Annotated in this window: 19 protein-coding genes; 16 read left to right on the top strand and 3 right to left on the bottom strand. The window is 60.5% G+C overall.

Going from position 1 to position 21,544, the window contains the following annotated elements; all coding sequences use genetic code 11:
- Positions 1–245: 245 nt before the first annotated feature.
- The 5 genes from PQQ95_RS23050 to PQQ95_RS23030 all read left to right on the top strand — a co-directional run bounded on the left by PQQ95_RS23050 (position 246) and on the right by PQQ95_RS23030 (position 4,431).
- Positions 246–470, top strand: coding sequence for a hypothetical protein (locus PQQ95_RS23050; protein ID WP_408441067.1), 225 nt, complete (start codon positions 246–248; stop codon positions 468–470).
- Positions 448–1,167, top strand: a complete 720-nt coding sequence (locus tag PQQ95_RS23045) for a GntR family transcriptional regulator (protein ID WP_115777944.1) — start codon at positions 448–450, stop codon at positions 1,165–1,167. The genes PQQ95_RS23050 and PQQ95_RS23045 overlap by 23 nt, the downstream gene beginning before the upstream one ends.
- A gap of 540 nt (positions 1,168–1,707) precedes the next feature.
- Positions 1,708–2,955, top strand: coding sequence for a formyl-CoA transferase (gene frc, locus PQQ95_RS23040; protein WP_408441064.1), 1,248 nt, complete (start codon positions 1,708–1,710; stop codon positions 2,953–2,955).
- 31 nt (positions 2,956–2,986) lie between these two features.
- On the top strand, positions 2,987–3,772 hold the full coding sequence (locus tag PQQ95_RS23035; RefSeq protein WP_408441061.1) for a fumarylacetoacetate hydrolase family protein: 786 nt from the start codon (positions 2,987–2,989) through the stop codon (positions 3,770–3,772).
- Positions 3,769–4,431, top strand: coding sequence for an NAD(P)(+) transhydrogenase (Re/Si-specific) subunit beta (locus PQQ95_RS23030; protein ID WP_408441058.1), 663 nt, complete (start codon positions 3,769–3,771; stop codon positions 4,429–4,431). The genes PQQ95_RS23035 and PQQ95_RS23030 overlap by 4 nt, the downstream gene beginning before the upstream one ends.
- A gap of 59 nt (positions 4,432–4,490) precedes the next feature.
- Here PQQ95_RS23030 and PQQ95_RS23025 read toward each other — a convergent pair whose 3' ends face one another.
- Positions 4,491–4,796, bottom strand: coding sequence for an HAD family hydrolase (locus tag PQQ95_RS23025; RefSeq protein WP_408441055.1), 306 nt, complete (start codon positions 4,794–4,796; stop codon positions 4,491–4,493).
- Positions 4,797–4,892: 96 nt separating this feature from the next.
- On the bottom strand, positions 4,893–5,840 hold the full coding sequence (locus tag PQQ95_RS23020; RefSeq protein ID WP_408441052.1) for a LysR family transcriptional regulator: 948 nt from the start codon (positions 5,838–5,840) through the stop codon (positions 4,893–4,895).
- A gap of 409 nt (positions 5,841–6,249) precedes the next feature.
- On the opposite strand from PQQ95_RS23020, the gene oxlT reads away from it, so the two are divergent.
- Genes oxlT through PQQ95_RS23005 form a run of 3 tightly spaced genes read left to right on the top strand, consistent with a single transcriptional unit; the run spans position 6,250 to position 10,042 of the window.
- Complete coding sequence (gene oxlT, locus PQQ95_RS23015) at positions 6,250–7,590, top strand: oxalate/formate MFS antiporter (protein ID WP_408441049.1); 1,341 nt, start codon at positions 6,250–6,252, stop codon at positions 7,588–7,590.
- Positions 7,591–7,620: 30 nt separating this feature from the next.
- Entirely contained in the window at positions 7,621–8,601 is a 981-nt protein-coding gene (locus PQQ95_RS23010) for a LysR family transcriptional regulator (RefSeq protein WP_408441046.1), read from the top strand.
- Positions 8,591–10,042 (top strand): aldehyde dehydrogenase family protein, encoded by a 1,452-nt coding sequence (locus tag PQQ95_RS23005; RefSeq protein ID WP_408441359.1) that lies wholly within the window; start codon positions 8,591–8,593, stop codon positions 10,040–10,042. Before PQQ95_RS23010 ends, PQQ95_RS23005 begins: the two co-directional genes overlap by 11 nt.
- Before the next feature lie 81 nt (positions 10,043–10,123).
- Here the strand turns inward: PQQ95_RS23005 and PQQ95_RS23000 are convergent, their stop codons facing one another.
- Positions 10,124–11,101, bottom strand: coding sequence for a 2-dehydropantoate 2-reductase (locus tag PQQ95_RS23000; protein ID WP_408441043.1), 978 nt, complete (start codon positions 11,099–11,101; stop codon positions 10,124–10,126).
- Positions 11,102–11,437: 336 nt separating this feature from the next.
- Between PQQ95_RS23000 and PQQ95_RS22995 the strand changes: the two genes are divergently transcribed.
- From PQQ95_RS22995 to PQQ95_RS22960, 8 genes are all read left to right on the top strand, one after another.
- On the top strand, positions 11,438–12,847 hold the full coding sequence (locus PQQ95_RS22995) for an undecaprenyl-phosphate glucose phosphotransferase (RefSeq protein WP_408441040.1): 1,410 nt from the start codon (positions 11,438–11,440) through the stop codon (positions 12,845–12,847).
- 274 nt (positions 12,848–13,121) lie between these two features.
- Positions 13,122–14,207, top strand: coding sequence for a polysaccharide biosynthesis/export family protein (locus PQQ95_RS22990; protein WP_459251992.1), 1,086 nt, complete (start codon positions 13,122–13,124; stop codon positions 14,205–14,207).
- A complete protein-coding gene (locus tag PQQ95_RS22985) occupies positions 14,204–14,641 on the top strand; it encodes a low molecular weight protein-tyrosine-phosphatase (protein WP_408441034.1) in 438 nt (145 codons plus the stop codon). The genes PQQ95_RS22990 and PQQ95_RS22985 overlap by 4 nt, the downstream gene beginning before the upstream one ends.
- A gap of 3 nt (positions 14,642–14,644) precedes the next feature.
- Positions 14,645–16,855, top strand: coding sequence for a polysaccharide biosynthesis tyrosine autokinase (locus tag PQQ95_RS22980; protein WP_408441032.1), 2,211 nt, complete (start codon positions 14,645–14,647; stop codon positions 16,853–16,855).
- A 91-nt stretch (positions 16,856–16,946) separates the two neighbouring features.
- Complete coding sequence (gene wecB, locus PQQ95_RS22975; protein ID WP_408441029.1) at positions 16,947–18,095, top strand: non-hydrolyzing UDP-N-acetylglucosamine 2-epimerase; 1,149 nt, start codon at positions 16,947–16,949, stop codon at positions 18,093–18,095.
- A gap of 32 nt (positions 18,096–18,127) precedes the next feature.
- Positions 18,128–19,372, top strand: coding sequence for a UDP-N-acetyl-D-mannosamine dehydrogenase (gene wecC / locus PQQ95_RS22970; protein ID WP_408441027.1), 1,245 nt, complete (start codon positions 18,128–18,130; stop codon positions 19,370–19,372).
- 39 nt (positions 19,373–19,411) lie between these two features.
- Positions 19,412–20,713 (top strand): flippase, encoded by a 1,302-nt coding sequence (locus tag PQQ95_RS22965; protein ID WP_408441024.1) that lies wholly within the window; start codon positions 19,412–19,414, stop codon positions 20,711–20,713.
- Positions 20,710–21,537, top strand: coding sequence for a glycosyltransferase family 25 protein (locus tag PQQ95_RS22960; RefSeq protein ID WP_408441021.1), 828 nt, complete (start codon positions 20,710–20,712; stop codon positions 21,535–21,537). Before PQQ95_RS22965 ends, PQQ95_RS22960 begins: the two co-directional genes overlap by 4 nt.
- Positions 21,538–21,544: the final 7 nt, after the last annotated feature.

Raw genomic sequence — 21,544 nt, 5'->3', positions numbered from 1 at the left:
ATCGGCATCGGGTGAAACTGCGCGATCATCGAACGCAACTGAGCGCATAGCGCGCGTTTTGCGCGTTTACACTGAGCGTTGTGGGTTTGGACGAGCAGAGGAACCGTCCGCAGGTCGCTCGTGCTACCTTGAGGATGCAATCCTAAAAACAACAGCGACTGATATACTACATACGGAATATTGATTTTTGCGGCACTGCAGCATATGATTGAGTCATCTGTTCACTCAATCATTCGGAGTTGCAAATGGAATTTGTTCCTCTCTCGCTGCTTGCCGTGGGTGTCGTCGGTTTGGGTTCTGCCGCCACGATTCTGTTGACTCGCTGGATCCCGCAGCCGGTTGCGCAGCTTGCAGCGCAACATGGCCGGTTCGTCGGTTTGGGCGAGCAGGATGGCAGAATGGCTGCGGCGGCGCCGTATCGTGCGCATGTTCAACAAGAGGCGATGAATGTCGTCAGAACTTCAAACTGAAGCAGTGGCCACACCTTTGACGTTGTCATTGCAGCCGATCGGCGCGAGCGCGAGCCTGCGCGATCAGGCGTATGTCATGCTCCGCCAGGCTATTGCCGACGCGGATATCTACCGGACTCGCGAAGAAATCCGCCTCGACGAGCGCGTGCTGAGCGAATCGCTGGGCGTGAGCCGCACGCCGGTGCGCGAGGCGATGACACTGCTCGAACAGGAAGGCTTTCTGCGCATGGTGCCGCGGCGCGGCATCTATATCGTGCGCAAGAGCAAGCGTGAGATCGTCGAGATGATCCAGATGTGGGCCGCGCTTGAAAGCATGGCGGCGCGTCTTGCCACCTTGCACGCCACGGACGAGGAAATCGCCCGCCTGCGCCACATGTTCGACAATTTCCGCGACGCCACGCCCGCCGAGCACATCGCCGAGTATTCAGACGCCAACATCGCGTTTCATCAGGCGATCGTCGAGCTGTCGAAGTCGCAGATCATTCTCGACACGATCAAGAACATCTTCATCCACGTGCGGGCGATTCGCCGCATGACCATTTCGCAAAGCGACCGCGCGTCGCGTTCAATCGTTGACCACCTGCGCATTATCGAGGCGCTGGAGCAACGTGATACCGAACTGGCTGAGCGTCTGACACGCCAGCATTCGCTCGATCTGGCGACATTCGTCGAAGCGAATTGCGATTTTCTGGATTGATGGTGGCTTCGGCGCCTGATTAGCGTAGCGGATGGAAAAGGCCTGCGGTGATGTCATCACCGCAGGCCTTTTCATTTCCCGGTCCGCCTGTGTAAGCGGTGACTGGGTAGGGAAATGGCCCAAGCCGAGTCCACCTGAATCGCCTTCCGACGCCGCATTCAGCCAGCGTCTTCGGCTCATGTTCATGAGCGTTCACCTTATCTTCCATCGCCAGTCGCCACTTGCAGTCGGGATAGGCCCAGCTTGACGGCTATAAAAATATGGTATGTGATATATCAAAAGAGGGCGAAGCCAGTAGCGCCTCAGTGTTTTCCCTCAAATCAGGCAAGCCGCAGCGGCATCACCTCGCTGCAACGTAGACCAGGAAAGCATCCGGGACAGAAATCCCAAAGTAACCGCATTTTGACGTTGCGCTTGAATGAATGTGATATATCACATACCGTATGTATCGAAGCCAGACATCCGCGCGAGCGGACGTTATCGAAGCGGGCGCGTCGGTCGATAACCGTTGCACACAACTGACTGATCAGGAGACTTGACATGAGCAAAGCACTCGACGGCGTGCGGATTCTCGATTTCACGCATGTGCAATCGGGCCCGACTTGCACGCAGTTGCTCGCGTGGTTCGGCGCGGACGTGATCAAGGTGGAGCGGGCCGGCGCCGGCGACATCACGCGTGAGCAGCTACGGGACATTCCCGACGTGGACAGCTTGTACTTCACGATGCTCAATCACAACAAGCGCTCGGTCACGATCGATACCAAGAACCCGGAAGGCAAGCTGGTGCTTGAGGCGCTGATCCAGAAATGCGACGTGCTGGTGGAGAATTTCGCGCCGGGCGCACTGGACCGGATGGGCTTCACATGGGAGCGGATCCAGGAGCTGAACCCGCGCATGATCGTGGCTTCCGTGAAGGGTTTCGGCCCCGGTCCTTACGAGGACTGCAAGGTCTACGAGAACGTCGCGCAATGCGCGGGCGGCGCGGCCTCGACCACCGGTTTCGATGATGGTCCGCCGGTGGTGACCGGCGCGCAGATCGGCGACAGCGGCACGGGTTTGCATTTGGCGCTCGGCATTGTCACGGCGTTGTATCAGCGCACCCAAACCGGGCGCGGTCAGAAGGTGCTCGCCGCGATGCAGGACGGCGTGCTCAACCTGTGCCGCGTGAAGCTGCGCGACCAGCAGCGGCTCGAGCGCACCGGCACGATGAAAGAGTATCCGCAATATCCGAATGGAACGTTCGGTGAAGCGGTGCCGCGCGCGGGGAATGCTTCGGGCGGTGGTCAGCCGGGTTGGATTCTGAAATGCAAGGGTTGGGAAACGGACCCGAATGCGTATATCTACTTCATCACGCAGGCGCCGGTGTGGGCGAAGATCTGCAACGTGATCGGCAAGGAAGAGTGGGCCACCGATCCGAACTACGCGACGCCTGCCGCGCGCTTGCCGCATCTGAAGGATATCTTTGCCGAGATCGAGCGCTGGACCATGACCAAGACCAAGTTCGAGGCCATGCAGATCCTCAACAAATACGACATTCCTTGCGGGCCGATTCTGTCGATGAAGGAAATCGCCGAAGAGCCGTCACTGCGCAAAACCGGCACGATTGTCGAAGTGGATCATCCGACTCGCGGCAAGTATCTGACGGTTGGTAATCCTATCAAATTGTCGGACAGCCCGACCGAAGTCAAACGCTCGCCGCTATTGGGTGAACATACCGACGAAGTGATGACTGAACTCGGCTACTCGCCCGAGCAGATCAGCGCATTGCGGACCGCCGGCGCGATTTGAGCGCTCAATCTGAAGGCTCAAGGAGCGAAGTATGGATACGTGGATGCGTTTCATGTCGAGCGACGGTGGCATCGTGTTCGGCCGGGTGGAAGGCGGCTATCTGCACGAGTATGAAAGTCTCGATCAACCGGTGCCGACCGGTGCAGTGTTGTCGACACGTGCGCTCACGCCGCTCGCACCGTGTGCGCCCGGCAAGATCGTCGCGTTGTGGAATAACTATCACGCGCTCGCGGCAAAGCTCGACAAGCCCGTGCCGGCACACCCGCTATTTCTGTTGAAGCCGGCGGGATCGGTGATCGGTTCGGGCGAAGCGATCCGCCGGCCGCTCAGTTACGCGGGCAAGATCGTCTACGAAGGCGAACTCGGTATCGTGATTGGGCGGCGGTGCCGCGACGCGAGTATCGAAGAAGCGGCGGAATCGATCTTCGGCTATACCCTGGTCAACGATGTGACCGCAGCCGATCTGCTGAACGAGAATCCGCACTTCCCGCAGTGGTGCCGGGCAAAGGGCTTCGATACGTTCTGCTGTATTGGACCTGCGATCGTCTCCGGTTTCGACTGGCGTGAAGCGCATCTCGTGACGATGCTCGACGGTGTGGAGCGGCAGAACTATCCGCTCGCCGACATGGTGTTTTCGCCGGCCGAGCAGGTGAGTCTGATTTCACAGGACTTGACGCTCGAGCCCGGTGATGTGATTGCGTGCGGCACGTCGGTCGGCGTCGGCTCGATCAAGGACGGCGCGACCGTGACGATCTCCATCGAAGGGATCGGCACATTGAGCAATACGTTGACTGCTGTGTGTGAGATAGCGCTATGACGCAACGGCCGCGGCTCGTTGCGTTGCTGGGCAGTGGCATCGGGCTCGCGGTCATGGTGAGCGGGTTTGCATGCTATCTCTCGGCACCAGTGGCGCAAGCGCAGGCGAATACCGAGCGTATCGAGCTCTATGCCGCGGTCTTTATCGGTGCGCTGGTTTTCGCCACCTCGGCGATCGCATTCTGCAAACTACGCGGCGTGCTCGACCTGAGTGCGGCGGAGCATCCGGGCCATGGCATTGTCAACGTCTCGGCGCTGCTGCTGTGCGGATGGCTCGGCTACGGCTTCGTCACTGAACAGGCGCAGCCATTCGGATTTGCTGCGTTGCTTGCGATGAGCGTACTGGCCGTTGCGTTAGGCACCCATTTGATGACCAGCCGCGAGTACTCGACCGGTCGCAATTCACGCACACCACACACGCATGCGTTTGTCGGACGTAGCAACGGATTGGCGCTTTCGCGCCGCGGGCTGTTGGCGCGCATTGAATGGCACGGTGGCGAAGAGCAGGTATGGGCGCTGCGTGAGATCACACCGGACAGGGTGCGCGCGGCAGCATACCGGCACCGTCCTGGCTGGCATGACACGGAGACCGTGGGCGTGCAAAAGCGCGGGTCTGTCCGCCGGCGCTGGGCCCACCGCGCAATGTGGCGTCAAAGATGAATATAGCCATGCTGCGAGCGGCGAGCAGAGCGAACGGCGGGATCATCCCGCTGAAGCCCTTATTCGCCGGCCGCCGCGAATTCGCTGTAGTAGCGGGCCTTCTTGCTCAGGATCATCTGGGCGAGAAACTCGGCGTCGTATGCACTATGCAGATGCGCGTGAAACCGCTCGATGTAGGCCGTGATACGCGCCGCTTCGCTGTTGAATTCTTTCAGCACGTCGAGTGTGGCCTGGTCCCAGCGGAACCGCAGGCCAAGGTCGCTGAAGGCGGCGTTGTACGCGCTCAGATGAGCGTCGTCGGGGTTGTTCGCGGTAGCGCGTGCGCTACGCGTGCGGGCATGAGATTCAACCGAAGCGTGGTTCATGATCGGCCTCCTGGGCTGACAAGTAAGAGAACTCACTTGCAGCATAGGGATACTGACCAATCCGCAATAGTTAAAGTTTCATTGGCTTTCCATAGCCTACTGCTTATAGACGCTCAATTCCTTCACGCGCGTGATCTTCTCGATGAGCCCCGCGCCTTCCTCCATCAGGAAGCGTTTGAAGGCGACGGCAACGGGCGGCAGGCGCTTGTTCTTTCGATGCACGACGTACCAGTTGAGCATGACGGGAAAACTTTCCACGTCGAGGACGACCAGATGGCCGAGCTGCAGCTCAAGACTGATCGTATGCGCGGACAGGAACGCAATGCCCATGCCGGCGATCACCGCCTGCTTGATCGTCTCGGTGCTCTTGAGTTCCATTGCGATCTTCAGATTGGCGAGACGGCCGGCGAAGCCTTCTTCCATCGAATTCCAGGTGTCGGAGCCGCGTTCGCGCACGATGAAGGCCTCGTTCGCCAACTGGCTCATCTTGATGTTGCGCTTGTGCGCGAGCGGATGCGTGGGCGTCGCCACGATCACATACGGGTGCGGCGCGAACGGTTCGTTGGTGGCGTCGGTTTCGTGCGGCGGGCGCACCATCACCGCGAGATCGGTCTGGTTGGTCGCGAGCTGATGCAACAGTTCGGCACGATTGTGCACCGCGAGATTGAGCACGACGCCAGAGTAGCGCCGCATGAATTCAGCCAGCAGGCGCGGAAAAAAGTAGTCGCCGGCGCTGATCACCGCGACGTTCAGCTTGCCGCCGGAGACGCCCTTGAGCTGACTCATCGCTTCGTCGACTTCGTGGAACTGCTGAATGATCGCGCGGCTGTAGTGGAGCATCTCGCTGCCGGCCGGCGTCAGATAGATTTTTTTGCCAAGCTGTTCGAACAGCGGCAGCCCTGCGTGTTCCTCGAGTTGCCGGACCTGGGTGGAGACGGCGGGCTGCGTCAGATGCAATTCTTCCGCGGCACGCGAGAAGCTCAGGTGGCGCGCCACTGTCTCAAAGACCTTCAATTGCCGCAGAGTTGCATTGCGCATCGTCATGGCCAATGTATAAGCAAATATGAATCAATATAATAACAAACTTTAATTATTAGTTATTCAGCAATGACCCTAGCATGGGGCTGTATAAGAAGCGGAATTGCCGGCGTGGAATGCGGCGGTGTGCTCGGCGATGTACTCGGCGGTGTACTCGGGTTAACGCTTGGATTTGCAGCATGGCAGGGGAAACGGTGAAAAGTCGAGGCAGTGCCGATTTTTAATTGATCGGAATAAAGAACTCGTCTGAAAAACGATGATTCAGGCAGCAGGTGTCGTAAAAGAATTCGGATTAAAGACGCAAATATTAAATATTCCCGAATGGCAAGGCTGTTCGGGTCATAACCATAAGGTGAGACGCATACAGTGCGGCGTGACGGCCGGCCGCACTCAATAAATAGCGGAGACAAGGCTCATGGACGATATCACTCGGCAGACCACGGCTCGCGTATTCTGGGCGAACCGTTGGTGGCAACTCGTCATCGGCATGATGTGCATGGCATTGGTGGCCAATCTGCAATACGCATGGACATTGTTCGTCACGCCGATGAATGCGCGGCATCACTGGGGTGAAGCATCCATTCAGCTCGCATTCGCTATTTTCATCCTCACAGAAACATGGCTCGTGCCGGTGGAGGGCTGGCTGGTCGACAAGTTCGGGCCGCGCCCGGTGGTTGCCGGCGGCGCGGTATGCGCCGGCCTCGCCTGGGTCATGAATTCGTATGCGACGACGTTGCCGATGCTGTATGTATCGGCGGTCATTGCCGGGATCGGCGCAGGCGGCGTGTACGGGACCTGTGTCGGCAATGCGTTGAAGTGGTTTCCGGACCGCCGTGGTCTGGCGGCCGGTTTGACTGCTGCAGGGTTTGGCGCCGGCGCGGCCGTTACCGTCATTCCGATCGCCAGCATGATCACGCGCTCGGGCTACGAGCACACCTTCTTTTTCTTCGGCATCCTGCAGGGCGTATGCATACTCGCGCTCGCGCTGCTGCTGAAGAAACCGAACTTGCGCCAGCAAGCCGCACCGAAGAAGAAGTTCGCGGTCACCAAGGTCGATTACACGCCGGGCCAGATGATCAGGACACCGGTGTTCTGGGTGATCTACGTGTCGTTTGTCGCGGTGGCGGCGGGCGGTCTGATGGCGACTGCGCAAATCGGACCGATCGCCAAAGACTGGGGGCTCGCACGCATTCCGATGACGATCTTCGGCATGACGTTGCCGCTGCTCACCGCCACGCTTTCCATCGACAATATCTGCAACGGCTTTACCCGTCCGCTGTGCGGCTTCATCTCCGACAAACTCGGCCGTGAAAACACGATGTTCGTGATCTTCATCGGCGAGGGCCTCGCATTGCTCGGCCTCATGCAGTACGGCAGCAACCCGTATGCGTTCATGACGTTCGCCGCACTGATTTTCCTGTTCTGGGGCGAAATTTTCTCGATCTTCCCGGCGATTTGCGCCGATACCTTCGGCAGCAAATATGCGGCGGCCAATGCGGGCACACTGTACACCGCGAAGGGCACGGCCTCGCTGCTGGTGCCGATTGCCTCAGTACTGTCGGCCACAGGCGGATGGAGTCTCGTCTTTATCGTCTCGGCCGTCGTCACGATTGCCGCGGGCATCTCGGCGAAGTTCATTCTTGCGCCAATGCGTTCACGCTGGATCGAAACGCACAACGAGCCCCAGGGCGTGCTGGCCGTTGCCGGAAGCAAGGCCTCGCGGCTTAGCCACTGGCCTGAGCAGACGGGGGAATAGGGTGACCGGCCCGCGCCCGGCAGTGACGTCATGAATGTTTCGCTACAGCAACTCAAGGTGTTTGTCGCCGTCGCACGGGAACGGAGCTTTACGCGCGCGGCGCGCGAGTTCGATCTGACGCAGTCGGCGGTGAGCCGTTGTGTGCGCGAACTCGAAGACGCCGTTGAACTGAAGCTGTTCGACCGCACCACGCGGCAGGTCGAACTGACTCATGCGGGCGCGAGTCTGGAGCGCAGAATCGGCCGCCTGCTCGATGAAATCGAATTGACGCTACGCGAGGAGCGTGCCGCTTACGACGGACACACCGGCGTGGTCGTACTCGCGAGCAATCCGGTTCTGTCGTCGAGTTGGGTGGCGCAGGGGCTGGCGCGTTGCGCGTCGGCGTTTCCCGAGCTGATCGTGTCCGTCAAGGATCAAGCGCAAAGCAGTGTGCTTGCGAGCGTCGAACAGGGTGAAGTGGACTTCGGCGTGGTCTCGGTGGCGGAACCCCTGGCCAACGATCAGTTGCATGCGCAAGTGGTTTTCACGACGCCGCTGCATGCGGTGATGCCGCCCGCGCATCCGCTCGCGCAACAAGCCAGCGTCACATGGCGCGCGTTGCACGAGTTGGTGCTCGTCACGCTGAACGCCGACGCGGGCGTGCGCGCCGCGCTCGACGTTGCCTTCAATTCGCACGGCCTGAAGCGGCGGCCAGTGCAGGAACTCGGGCATGTCGCGGCCGTGTCGCGCATGGTCGAACTCGGCCTTGGCATTGGCGTTTTACCTGTCGACGAACATTGGCCCGCGCCGGGCGCGTCACTGGTGAGCCGGCCGCTAGTTCCCGAGACCAATCTGACGACGCTGCTCGTGCATCGCCGCAATCGCTCCCTCAGACCCAACGCCGCAGCAGCCTGGGCGCAATTTGCCGCGCCCGCAGGTTCGGCTTCGAATGCCGCTGGCGCGGCGCCGGCCGATCCGCCGCCGCTCAGCCTATGCAACATCTCACGCAAGGAGCTTCATGATGGAAACTGAAACCGACCTCAGGCACCATGATTTGCTGATCGACGGCAAGCGTTTGCCGCCTGGCACCGGCGAATATTCCATCGACATCAACCCGGCGACGGAAGAGCCGATTGCGCTGGTTGCACAAGGTAGCGCGGCCGATGTCGATACCGCGGTGCAGGCGGCGCGGGCCGCGTTGAAAGTGTGGAACGCGATACGGGCAGCCGAGCGGGGCCGCATACTGATGCGTCTCGCCGGCCTGATGCGCGCGAATCTGGACGAGCTCGCGGCGCTCGAAAGCCTCGACGCCGGCAAGCCGATCTCGGCGGTGATGCGCCAGGATATTCCCGCCGCGATCGATACGCTCGAATACTACGCAGGCTGGTGCGACAAGATCAATGGGCAGGTGGTGCCGGTGCGTCCCGATGCCTTGACGTACACGCTGCGTGAACCGGTCGGCGTAGTCGCCGCGATCGTGCCGTGGAATTTCCCGCTGATGATCGGCATGTGGAAAATCGCACCCGCGCTGGCATGCGGTTGCACGCTGATCGTCAAGCCCGCGGAGATTACGCCGCTGACCGCGTTGCGCATTGGTGAACTCGCGCTCGAAGCGGGTGTGCCGCCGGGCGTACTGAATATCGTCACCGGCAAGGGGCGAGTAGTTGGCGATGCATTAGTGGCGCATCCGGGCATCGACAAAGTCACGTTCACGGGCTCGCCTTCCGTGGGGCGCGGCATTCTGCAGGGCGCAGCCGGAAATTTCAAGCGCGTGACGCTCGAGCTCGGCGGCAAGTCGGCCAACCTGATCTTCCCGGATGCGAATCTCGACAATGCAGTGCGCGCCGCGGCGTCGGGCATTTTCTTCAACACCGGCCAGGTATGTTCGGCAGGCTCGCGCATTCTGGCTCACCGTGACGTCTACGACGAAGTTGTCGAGCGTCTCGCGGCGCGTGCGAAGGCGATCAAGGTCGGCGATCCCGCGGCGCGCGAGACCTCGATGGGGCCGCTGATCTCCGCGGCGCAGATGAAAACCGTGCTCGGCTATGTCGACACAGGACGCTCCGAAGGGGCGTCGCTCGTGACCGGCGGTGCGCGCGTGGGCGAGCGTGGTTTTTTCGTCGAGCCGACGGTGTTCGCCAACGTCGAGCATGAAATGCGCATTTCGCAGGAGGAGATCTTCGGACCCGTGGCGACCGTGATTCGCTTCAACGACGAAGCCGACGCGATCCGTATCGCCAACGGCACTTTGTATAGCCTCGCGGCCGGCGTATGGAGCGCGGATATCGGCCGTGTGCATCGGGTTGCGCGTGACCTGAAAGCGGGCACCGTGTGGATCAATACCTACGGTTATACCGATGTGCGCTTGCCTTGGGGCGGTTCCGGCGATTCGGGTTTTGGCCGCGAGCACGGCGACGTGGCGATTGAAAACTTCACCGAGCCGAAGGCGGTGTGGCTGGCGATCGATCAATAACGGTGTAAAAAAGGATCGAACGCGTGGCGTTCGATCCTTCTGTCTTGCTAACGAGAGGTTGATTGCGCCGTGAGTCGACGCTCAATCGCCTTGCAATGCCATCCGTTCACGCAGTTTGATGAGTGCGAGCACGACGTCGATAGTCGGCGTGGGCTCGGCAACGAGACGGCCCATTTCCTGCACTACGGTGAGCAGCGGATCGATCTCCATCGGACGGCGATTCTCCAGGTCGACCAGCGTCGAGGTCTTATGCGCGCCGACCGCGCCCGCACCGTCGATGCGCTTTTCCACGTCGACGCGAAAATGCACGCCGAACTGATCCGCAATTCGCTTGGCTTCCAGCATCATCGTGCGCGATACCGCGCGCGTGCCGGGGTCGCTGGTGAGGATATCGAGCGTAGCGTGGGTCAATGCGCTGATCGGATTGAAGCATAGGTTGCCCCACAGCTTGAGCCAGATCTCATCGCGAATATTGTCGCGGATCGGCGCGTCGAAACCCGCTGCCTGCATGATCTCGTGCAATTGTTGAATGCGCGGCGTGCGTTCGCCGCTCGGCTCGCCGATCGGGAATTTCTTGCCGTACACATGCTTGATGACGCCGGGCTCGACGATCTCCGCGGCGGGATACAGCACACAGCCGATTGCGCGTTCCGGGCCGAGCTTGGTCCATTGGCTGCCGTCCGGGTCGATGCTGGCGAGGCGCGTGCCGGCGAATTTTCCGCCGTGCCGGTAAAAGTACCAATAAGGAATGCCATTGACGCCGGTGACGATGGCCGTGTGCTTGCCAAGCAGCGGTTGCATGGCATCGACCACGCCAGGCAGTGAGTGCGCTTTCAGCGTAACGATCACGACATCCTGCACACCCAGCTCGCGCGGGTCGGACGTGCAGCGTACCGGCGCGCTGAACGTTTCCCCGTCCATGATCAGGCGCGCGCCGTGTTCGCGCATCGCCGCGAGATGCGCGCCGCGCGCAATGAAACTCACATCCGCACCGGCGCGTGCCAGTTGCACCCCCATCAAACCGCCAATTGCTCCTGCCCCGAAGATACAGATCTTCATGATGCCGCCCCTGTGACTATGAAAAGTCGTTTACCCGATGCTGCATAGCGTCGCGTCGCGGCGACGGGTCATTTTGCGAGCATAAGTCTGTGCAGCGATTGCAGATAGTTAAAGTTTCTCGGCCGGTGTATTAGGGATAGGTTATAGACGCTGAGCACTTGGATTGGCGGGAGAAAGCTCGGACTCTGTGAGAAATGGGAGCGGTCCAACTGAAAAATGCTGCGCTGCATTAGGAAACTTCCTACGCCGGACGACGGATCATAAGAGCAGAATGCGCCTTCTTTGAAAAGTGCTGCATTCAGGTGGCATTGCAAACGGGTTATTGGGAGCGATGCCATGAGGTTTCGTCACACAGCAGGATGCGATTTCGCGGAAATGGAGAGCGTGCTGGCGCGTCTGCTCGACGTGATGCTGATCGCATTGGGTGCGGCGGTCGCTTCGTTGTTGTTCAAGAGCGGCACGGTGCACTCGATTCTCGAAGGCGCGTTCGTAACGCTCGACATGGCGCTGGCGATCGTGCTGCTGCCCTTGTTCGGCATCTACGGTTCGTGGCGCGGCCGCTCGACATGGCGTCTTGTCTTCAGCGTGACGTTCGGCTGGATCGCCGTGCAGCTTTGCGGTCTTGCGATCATGTTTCTGCTTCACCGCACGGCGTCGGTGTCGCGACTCTGGTGTGTGAGCTGGACCGTGATGACCGCAGCCGGAGTCGTCGCGTCGCGGCTGCTCGTGCATAGGGTGCTCGGCCACATCAGGCGCGCCGGGCGCAATCTGCGCAGGGTCGCCGTGGTGGGCGCCGGTGCCCATCGCGATCGTGTGATCCGCAACATCGAAAGTTCGCCAGACGTCGGGTTTCGGGCGGTTGCCACGCTCAATACGCGGCAGGGGAGCGAACCTGACTTTCCGGGTTTGCCATCGTTCTCGTGTCTGCGCGAGTATGCGGCCTATGTGCGCCGTGAGCAGATCGAGGAGGTGTGGCTCGCGCTGTCGATGTCTGAAGAAGACACGGTGTTGAAGGTCCTGAATGAATTCAATGGCGATCTCGTCAATCTGCGTTTTATTCCGGACGTACGCAGTGTCGCGATGTTCGACCGGAATGTCGTCGATCTGATCGGTGCGCCGGCTATCAATCTGATGGCGTCGCCGATGAGCTCGTACGCCCTCGTCCAGAAAGCGATTTTCGACAGGCTATTCGCGGCAATCGCGTTGATTGCGTTGGCGCCGGTGATGCTCTCGATTGCCCTGGTCATCAAGGCGACCTCGAAGGGGCCCGTGTTGTTTACGCAGCAGCGCAAGGGTGCGGACGGACGTGTATTTCGCATCTACAAGTTTCGTTCAATGCGTGTGCACAAGCAGCAACCCGGCGTGCTTTGCCAGGCCACTCGCGGGGACCCGCGTATCACACGCGTCGGTGCATTTCTGCGCCGTACGAGTCTCGACGAATTGCCGCAATTCCTCAATGTGCTGCGTGGGGAGATGTCGGTAGTCGGTCCGCGGCCGCACGCAATCGAACACGACGACCAATACCGGAGCGTCGTCGATGGGTACATCCATCGTTACAGAGTCAAGCCTGGCATTACCGGTTGGGCGCAAGTGAACGGCTTCCGCGGAGAGACCGACCGGATCGAAAAGATGCAGGGGCGTGTGGAACACGATCTGTACTACTTGAAAAACTGGTCATTCTGGCTGGATATGCGCATCGTCGTTGCGACGGTGCTAAAGGGGCTGGTGCATCGCAACGCGTATTGATCCGTAGCCTTCTGGCGTTCGTGGAGAACGTCGGCTGGCGTGGCAGTGTCAGCTGCAAGGTGGCTTCCATCTCAATGGAATATGAATCCCGTCCGCCCGATGTTGGGCAGCGAGCGCAGCGCTACGGCACGCTCGCATGAAGAATAGGTTGAGCACGATGTTAGCGGTAATTCGAACGAGACGAGTCTTTCGGCTCGGTGCATTGATGGCGGCGGTAGTTCTGTTGACCAGCGCGTGCGCGGTGGCGCCGGGTATGCGGATGGAAACGTCCCGTGTGCAAAATGTGCTTGGTATTGACGGCGCATCCTCTCTAACCGGGGAAACCGGAGAAGGTTCGGCAAGCGAGAAAGCCGATGCGACTTCCGGCACGCCGGATATTGCTGTAACCGAGGTGAACGCCTCACTGATCTCGCACCTGGCGCAAAGCCGGAAGCAACAGCAGGCTGAGCTTTCGCAGTTGCTGTCCGAAGCTCCCGAGGCTTATACCGTTGGCCCCGGCGACGTGCTGCAAATCGTCGTCTGGGATCATCCCGAGTTCGCGGCCGCACTGGGCTCCGCGCAAACGCAGTCGTCGGCACGGTCTGGCGATCCGCTGGCCGGATTTATCGTCGATCAGGACGGCAGTCTGACGTTTCCGTATGCAGGCAAGCTGCACGTGGCCGGTCAGCGTACTGATGAGATCCAGCAGCGTTTGACCGGCGCGCTTGCGAAGTACTTCGTCAAACCCCAGTTGACCGTGCGCATGGCCTCTTACAGGGCGCATCAGATCTATGTCGACGGCGAAGTGCATAGCGCGGGCGCACTCGCGGTCAATGACGTGCCCATGACGCTTTACGAAGCCATCGGCCGTGCGGGTGGTTTCAGCGAAACCGCCGACCAAAGCGATCTCGTACTCGTGCGCGACGGCGAGTCCCTTCGCGTGAACCTGACGCAACTGCTGGCGCAGGGCGTGAGCCCGTCGCGACTCTATCTGAAGCCGGGCGATCTGCTGCGCGTCGCGTCGCGTGACGAAAACGACGTGTACGTGATGGGTGAAGTCAACAAGCCGATCTCCGCGATTCCACGCAGAACCGGCCGCATCACGCTCGCGGATGCGCTCTCGCAGGCTGGCAGCGTGAATGCCTCCACCGCCGACGCCGCGCAGATGTTCGTGGTCCGCGGCTCATTGTCCGGAACACCCCAGGTGTTCCATCTCGACGGCAGGTCGCCGGTCGCAATGCTGCTCGCCAAGGATTTCGAGTTGCAGCCTAAAGACGTCGTGTATGTGGACGGCAGCGGTCTCGTTCGCTTCAATCGTGTGCTGAGTCTGTTGATGCCGCTGATCAACACGGGTCTGACGGCGGGGGTGATCGCGAAATGACCGGGATTCTTGTGGTGTGTGAAGGAAACATCTGCCGGAGTCCGGTTGCCCGGGCGTTTCTCAAACGGGCGCTGCCGTCTGTCTCAGTGCGCTCCGCAGGCACGCGGGCGATTGTCGGCAGGCGCGCGGATCCGCTCGCCATTCAGATTGCGCACGAGCGCGGCATGGACATTCGTAACCATGTTGCCGAGGGACTCAGCATTGAACACGTGAGCACCGCGGACATGGTTCTGACCATGACGAATGCGCAGCGCGGGCTGATTCTCAACCATTTCCCGTTTGCGAGAGGCAAGGTCTTTCGTCTTGGGGAGCACGAGCAGATCGACATCACCGATCCGTACCAGCGACATCGGGCTATTTTCGAAATGGCGTTTGCGCAGATCGAACACGGCGTGTCGAACTGGTGCGGCGTTATTGCAAAGTTGACTCATTGAAACATGAAATTGCTTAACCAGGAACGCTCGGCCGATGTGCCGGGTGGCAAAGAAATCGCACTGTCCGAAGTCATCGTGCTTCTGGTGGAGAACCGGCTTTTGATCGCGCTGACCACGGCCGCGATCTTGCTGGCGGGCATCGCGTATGCGTTCATCGGAACGCCGATGTACAAGGCCGACGCAATGATCCAGGTCGACAGCGACGCGGGCGGTGACGCGCTCAATGACAAGCTCGGTGACCTCGCGTCCCTGTTTCAGAGCAAGGCGACGACCGATGCCGAAATCGAACTGATCCGTTCGCGATTGGTAGTCGAAGAAGCCGTCCGGAGCCTGCATCTCGACGTTCAGGCGACCCCGCATCGTTTTCCGTTGATCGGCGCGTTGATCGCGCGGCATACATCCACGGAAGGTCCCGCGCGTCCCGTTCTGGGGATGAGCAGTTTCGCATGGGGCGGTGAAAGTCTGGACGTTGCGCAGTTCGACGTACCGCCCGCGTTTTACGAGCAGACTTTCAAACTGCTCATCGACGGGGACCAGACTTTCGACCTCCGCGATCCGGACGGCCGTTCCGTGCTGCGCGGCCGTGTTGGCGTGGCGGCGCAGGGCATGACCTCGCATGGACCGGTCAAACTCGGCGTGAACCGTATGGTTGCGCGTGCCGGCACCTCGTTCGACCTGGTGCGAGCGTCGACGCAACTCACCACGGCCGATCTGCGAAACGCGCTCGACGTCAGCGAGAAGGTGAAGCAGTCCGGCATTGTCTCCCTCTCACTCTATGGCGCGGATGTGGAGAGGACTGCTGCGACCGTCAACCGTATCGCAAGCATCTATGTTCAGCGAAACGTGGACCGTAAGTCTGCTCAGGCGGAACAGATGCTGCAATTTCTCGGCGACCAGTTGCCCCAATTGCGAGCCGACCTTGACCAGGCAGAAGCGAAATACAACACGTTCCGGACGCAAAATGGCACGGTCGATCTCGAGGCCGAGAGCAAGCTCTTGCTGCAGTCGATTGTCGATAGCCAGACCCGGTTGGTCGAATTGCAGCAGCAACGCGGGGCACTCGCGCAGCGTTACACCGCGGAGCATCCTTCCGTGCGGGCAATCGATACGCAAATTGTCGAACTGCAGCAACAGCAGGGCGGTTTCAACCGGAAGGTCGCGGCGCTGCCGAATGTGCAGCAGCAGGCGCTTCGGCTCATGCGTGACGTGCGGGTCGACACAGACCTGTATACCAGGCTGCTGGATAGCACGCAACAACTGCGCGTATTGAAAGCGGGGCAGTTGGGTAACGTTCATACCGTCGATTACGCGGAAGTCGCGGAAAGACCCGTCAAGCCGAAGAAAAGTCTGGTGATCGCGCTGTCGGGCGTTATCGGCCTGATGCTCGGATGTTCGATCGCGTTCGTACGTCACATGCTCAATCGGGGACTCGAGACGCCTTCGGAGATCGAAGCGGCGGTCGGTGTGCCGGTGTACGCAATCGTCTCGCGAAGCGCGCGGCAGCGGGTATTGCTGCAGACCGCGCGTGGCCGCAATCCGGGATTGAGCGTACTTGCGGCGTCCCGCCCCGATGATGTGGCCGTGGAAGGCATCCGCAGTTTGAGAACGGCATTGCAATTCGGCCTGCTCAAATCGACCAACAACATTGTGATGCTGACCGGGCCCCGGCCGGGTATCGGCAAGTCGTTCCTGTCGGTGAATCTGTCCGCAGTGCTATCCGCCGGCGGCAAACGCGTGCTGCTGATCGACTCGGATATGCGCAGAGGCGACGTGCATAAGTATTTCTCGCTGCCGGGCAAGCCGGGGCTTTCCGATGTGATCGGCGGGGTGGAACCCGACAGGGCTATCCATCGGCAGGTCCTGCCCAACCTGGACGTATTGATGAGCGGAAGCGTCACGGCTAGTCCCGCCGAGATGTTGATGGGCGATGCCTTCGGGAAATTGCTCGCGCAATTCAGTCAGCAATACGACGTCGTGATCGTCGACTCGCCCCCGGTGCTCGCGGTGACCGACCCCGTGCTGATCGGCAAACACGCGGGGCTGACATTGCTTGTCGTGCGTCACGGCCGCCACTCGGCAGCCGAGCTTCAGGAAAGCATCCGTCAGTTGAGTAGTGCGGGCGGCATGGTCGACGGCGTTCTGCTGAACGACGTGCCGCAACGAGCGAGCACCTACGGGGCGTTCTCCGAATACGGAATGGAGAAGGCGCCGTAATGGATTTCCTGCAATTTTGGCGCCTGACGGCGTCGTTCACGAACGTCGCACCGCAGTGGTATCGAGTGTGCGGTCTTTTCACGGTTCACGCATGAACAAGAGAATTTTGCTCACCTTCGGAACCCGTCCCGAGGCCATCAAGATGGCGCCTCTCGTCAGGCGCCTCAAGCGTACCGAAGGCATTGACTGTTTTGTCTGTGTGACCGGGCAGCATCGCGAGATGCTCGATCAGGTGTTGAAGCTGTTTGAGATTCGCCCACATTTCGATTTGAACGTGATGAAGCGGAATCAGGATCTCTACGACATCACAAGCTCGATCACGCTCGGCATGCGCGAGGTGCTGACGGACTGCCGCCCGGACCTGATGCTGGTGCATGGCGACACGTCGACCACGCTGGCCGCCAGTCTTGCCGCTTTTTATCAGCGCATTCCCGTCGGTCATGTGGAAGCGAGTCTGCGAACCGGCGATCTGCTGTCGCCGTGGCCCGAGGAAGCGAACCGCAGAATGACCGGCGTACTGGCCGGGAAGCACTTCGCGCCGACCGAGCGTTCCCGTCAGAATCTGCTCGCCGAGAACGTGCCGGACGAGCACATTCTGGTCACCGGCAATACGGTGATAGACGCGCTGTTGTACGTGCGGCAGCGGCTTGCTGACGACGCGCAACTGCGCGAGGACGCACAGCGGCACCTGCCGGCACTGGCGCCGAACAGGCGCTTGATCCTCGTCACCGGACACCGGCGCGAGAGCTTCGGCGGTGGCTTCGAACGGATCTGTTCCGCGCTGGCGCAACTTGCCCGCACGTATCCGGACGTCGACATCGTGTACCCGGTTCACCTGAATCCGGGCGTACGGGAGCCGGTGAAACGGATTTTGACCGGCATCGCCAATGTGCATCTGATCGAGCCGCTCGACTACCTGCCATTCGTTTGCCTGATGGATCGTGCGTACCTGATTCTGACCGACTCCGGCGGCATTCAGGAAGAGGCGCCTTCGCTCGGCAAGCCCGTGCTGGTCATGCGCGAGACCACTGAGCGTCAGGAAGCCGTCGACGCAGGCGTGGTGAGACTGGTCGGCACCGACGTGCAGAAGATCGTCGGCGGCGTATCGGAATTGCTGTGCAACGAGAACATTTACCGTGCGATGAGTGTGCGCGGTAACCCCTATGGTGATGGCCAGGCCTGTGAGCGCATTGCGAATGCGCTACTGGAAGATGGCTTCGGTCGGGCGCGTGCCGCGTGAACGAACACAACCTGTTTATGGATTGAGTAAAAATGGATTTCGAAACTGTCTCGGTGGTCGGACTCGGCTACATCGGACTCCCAACTGCCGCCGCATTCGCGGCACGACGCAAACGTGTTATCGGCGTGGACATCAACCAGCACGCGGTCGACACGATCAACCGCGGCGCCATTCATATCGTCGAGCCTGAGCTCGACATGCTGGTTCACGCGGCCGTGACAGAGGGTTATCTGCGCGCCACGATCACGCCGGAACCGGCCGAGGCGTTTCTGATCGCTGTGCCGACGCCGTTTTCGGACGGCTACAAGCCTGACCTTCGATTCATCGAGGCGGCGAGCCGGGCGATTGCGCCGGTGCTCAAGAAGGGCGATCTGGTCGTGCTCGAATCGACTTCGCCAGTCGGTACGACCGAGCAGATGTCGGCCTGGATGGCGCAGCTTCGTCCCGACCTGACATTCCCGCAACAGGCCGGCGAGCAATCGGACATTCGCGTCGCGCATTGCCCGGAGCGTGTGCTGCCCGGTCACGTGATTCGGGAACTGGTCGAGAACGATCGCGTAATCGGCGGCATGACGCCGCGATGCAGCGAATTGGCGCGCGAACTGTATCAGAGCTTCGTGCGTGGCGATTGCATCCTGACGGACGCCCGTACTGCCGAGATGTGCAAGCTCACGGAGAATTCATTCCGCGACGTCAACATTGCGTTCGCGAACGAACTCTCGGTCATTTGCGACAAACTCGACATCAATGTCTGGGAGCTGATTCGCCTTGCGAACCGGCATCCGCGCGTGAGCATCCTGCAGCCAGGGCCGGGTGTGGGCGGTCATTGCATCGCCGTCGACCCGTGGTTCATTGTGGACTCCGCTCCGGAGCAGGCACGCCTGATTCGAACCGCGCGAACGGTGAACGACGATAAACCGGGCTACGTGATCGAGCGGGTCGAACGCGCGGCGCGGCGCTTCAGGGATCCGGTGATCGCGTGTCTCGGACTGGCGTTCAAGGCGAATATCGACGACTTGCGCGAAAGCCCGGCGCTGCACATTGCCGGCGAACTCGCAGAGCAATTCGCAGGGCAGGTGGTGGTGGTCGAACCAAACGTCAGAACGTTGCCGGAAGCACTCGACGGCAAGGTGCGCCTTTGCGAATTGAGCGAAGCGCTGCTCGAAGCGGACATCATCGTCATTCTGGTGGACCATGCGCAGTTCCGGCGCGTGGACCCCGTGCGCTTCCAGTCTAAAGTCGTGATCGATACACGTGGTGTGCTGGCGCATGCTTAACCGGCTGCACGGCCCGGCGCGCCGGCGTTGGAGTGTCTCGTGAGCGGCCAGCCGGCGAAGCACGCCGAGGTCGCCAGAAAGGCCGTACGTCTACGCACGAATTTCCTTGCCATGATGGTGTGGCAGGTCGGCAACTACATCGTGCCGCTAGCGACATTTCCGTACCTGACGCGCGTACTCGGCGCGGCGCAGTTCGGCGTACTCGGCTATGCGACTGCGATTGCCACCTACGGCATGCTCGTGACCGAATGGGGATTTTTTCTGAGCGGTCCAAAGGCGGTAGTCGAATGCCGGGATCAACCCGGGGTTCTCAACGAGCTCGTCTGGTCGACGATGATCGCCAAGGGCTGCCTTTGCGTGATCTCCTTCATCGTGCTGTTAGCCGTCGCGCACTTTGATAGCAGGCTCGCGTCGGTGTATCCGGTGGTACTCGCGGCGTCGCTGACGGTGATCGGCAACGTTTTTACATTGAACTGGTTGCTGCAGGGGCTGGAGCGGTTTTCCATCTTTTCGACCGTGGCGCTAGCCGGACGCTTTTTTACTTTACCGCTGACATTCGTGTTCGTGCATCACAGTGGCGACGTCGCTATCGCAGCGGGAATCCAGGGGGCGGCGGCGATCCTGACGGGACTGTTCTCGCTGGTGGCCGCATGGCGCCTAGGCGTTTTGCGCCGCCCTAGTGCTTCGCTGCGTTCGGTCTGGGCGCGTATTCGGGAAAGCGCGGACATGTTTCTGTCGTCCGCGTCGGTGAGCCTGTTCGGCGTAACGAATGCGGTCATTCTCGCGTCGATGACGACGCCCTATCAGGTGGGTATCTACAGCGCGGCCGACAAGCTGAAGACCGTGGCCAATATGGTCCCGGCGCAGATCAATACGGTGTGCTACCCGCGTATCGCCTCGCTGTTTGGCGTGCAGCCCCTGGCGGCTGCACGGCTTACTGCTATCGGCGCCCTCGCCACCGTGGCGACGACGGTGGCCGGTGTGGTCGCCGTTGCCTGTGTCTCAGCATGGCTCACGGCGTCGGTGCTGGGGGCCGGTTTTGCAGGCTCAGCGTCGGTATTGAGGCTGCTTTGTCTGGCGACCGTCTTCGGCAATCTGGCCTACTTCCTCGGTCTGCAGGTTCTCGTGCCGTTCGGAAATACACGTATCCGCTCGCTGATGATGTTGGCGGCAGGCGTGTTGAACGTCGGGCTTGCGATTGTCCTGACGCCGCGTTTTGGCGCAGACGGCGCGGCGGTTTCGTTTCTCGTCGCCGAGGTCGCGTTGCTCGGCATCTATGTGTCGATGATCTTGTGCAAGCCGTCGTTGCGCAATCACTTTACTCAACTGTTGAATCGATGATGGAAAGCAAGGTTCCCATTCACGTCATATCGCTCTTGCGCTCGGGCCGTCGCGAGGCGATTGCCAAGGTATTGACCGATCATGGCGCCGCATTCCGTATCGAGGAGGCGGTCGATGCGCAGGCGCTTACTGAAGTCGAACTGAATGCCGCTTATGGCGACAACGCGGCGCGCCGTCGTTATGGACGTTCAATGACCGCTGCCGAGGTGGCATGCTTCATGAGCCATCGTTCAGTGTGGCGCACGATTGCAGATACGGGCCGCGCCGCGGTGATTCTTGAAGATGACGCGATCCTCGAGCCGGCATTCTTTGCGAGCGTGCTGCGTGCAAACGAGTTCGAATTGTCGGGCAGTGCCGACATCGTGTTGCTTGGACGATCCAAGTTACGGCGCGCGGCGTCGCGGTGGACGTACTTCAACGAACCGCTCAGGCAAGTCTCGAGCGTCGCAGGACTGAGAATCGGCGTTCCGTTCAAGCAATGGACGTCAGGAGCGGTGGGCTACTGGATCTCTGCCCAGGCTGCCCGTCAGGCACTTGCTTACACGGACGGTCCAATCGACGCACTGCTCGATGACTGGCCGTGGCACCGGGACCACGGCGGGGCTCGCGTGCTCGAATTGCGTCCCTATGCCGTCTGGGAAGACTTTGAGCGGCTGCCTAGCAGCATTGAGTGGGAACGTAAGGCGCGCATCCGCTCCCGTACGTGGATGCATGAAGCGGCACTCTGGCCACTGCGCCTTGTGCGAACCGCAGCTCGTTGGAGTGCAATCGCGTTGCACCAGATTTTCTCGCCGAACAAGGCCGGAAGAGCGCGCCATGAATAACGTCGCA

Origin of the sequence: Paraburkholderia caffeinilytica (genome assembly GCF_046030355.1) — a bacterium.
Classification (GTDB): Bacteria; Pseudomonadota; Gammaproteobacteria; order Burkholderiales; family Burkholderiaceae; genus Paraburkholderia; species Paraburkholderia caffeinilytica_B.
This window is presented reverse-complemented; position numbering and strand designations above follow the sequence as displayed.

Excerpts from the sequence above, each read along its gene's own strand:
- PQQ95_RS22960 (WP_408441021.1), top strand. The coding sequence starts at position 20,710 with ATGATGGAAAGCAAGGTTCCCATTCACGTCATATCGCTCTTGCGCTCG.
- wecC (WP_408441027.1), top strand. The coding sequence starts at position 18,128 with ATGGATTTCGAAACTGTCTCGGTGGTCGGACTCGGCTACATCGGACTC.
- PQQ95_RS23005 (WP_408441359.1), top strand. The coding sequence starts at position 8,591 with ATGGAAACTGAAACCGACCTCAGGCACCATGATTTGCTGATCGACGGC.
- PQQ95_RS22980 (WP_408441032.1), top strand. The coding sequence starts at position 14,645 with ATGAAATTGCTTAACCAGGAACGCTCGGCCGATGTGCCGGGTGGCAAA.
- oxlT (WP_408441049.1), top strand. The coding sequence starts at position 6,250 with ATGGACGATATCACTCGGCAGACCACGGCTCGCGTATTCTGGGCGAAC.
- PQQ95_RS23010 (WP_408441046.1), top strand. The coding sequence starts at position 7,621 with ATGAATGTTTCGCTACAGCAACTCAAGGTGTTTGTCGCCGTCGCACGG.
- PQQ95_RS22985 (WP_408441034.1), top strand. The coding sequence starts at position 14,204 with ATGACCGGGATTCTTGTGGTGTGTGAAGGAAACATCTGCCGGAGTCCG.
- PQQ95_RS23000 (WP_408441043.1), bottom strand. The coding sequence starts at position 11,101 with ATGAAGATCTGTATCTTCGGGGCAGGAGCAATTGGCGGTTTGATGGGG.
- PQQ95_RS23050 (WP_408441067.1), top strand. The coding sequence starts at position 246 with ATGGAATTTGTTCCTCTCTCGCTGCTTGCCGTGGGTGTCGTCGGTTTG.
- PQQ95_RS23025 (WP_408441055.1), bottom strand. The coding sequence starts at position 4,796 with ATGAACCACGCTTCGGTTGAATCTCATGCCCGCACGCGTAGCGCACGC.
- PQQ95_RS23020 (WP_408441052.1), bottom strand. The coding sequence starts at position 5,840 with ATGACGATGCGCAATGCAACTCTGCGGCAATTGAAGGTCTTTGAGACA.
- wecB (WP_408441029.1), top strand. The coding sequence starts at position 16,947 with ATGAACAAGAGAATTTTGCTCACCTTCGGAACCCGTCCCGAGGCCATC.
- PQQ95_RS23045 (WP_115777944.1), top strand. The coding sequence starts at position 448 with ATGTCGTCAGAACTTCAAACTGAAGCAGTGGCCACACCTTTGACGTTG.
- frc (WP_408441064.1), top strand. The coding sequence starts at position 1,708 with ATGAGCAAAGCACTCGACGGCGTGCGGATTCTCGATTTCACGCATGTG.
- PQQ95_RS22995 (WP_408441040.1), top strand. The coding sequence starts at position 11,438 with ATGAGGTTTCGTCACACAGCAGGATGCGATTTCGCGGAAATGGAGAGC.
- PQQ95_RS23030 (WP_408441058.1), top strand. The coding sequence starts at position 3,769 with ATGACGCAACGGCCGCGGCTCGTTGCGTTGCTGGGCAGTGGCATCGGG.
- PQQ95_RS23035 (WP_408441061.1), top strand. The coding sequence starts at position 2,987 with ATGGATACGTGGATGCGTTTCATGTCGAGCGACGGTGGCATCGTGTTC.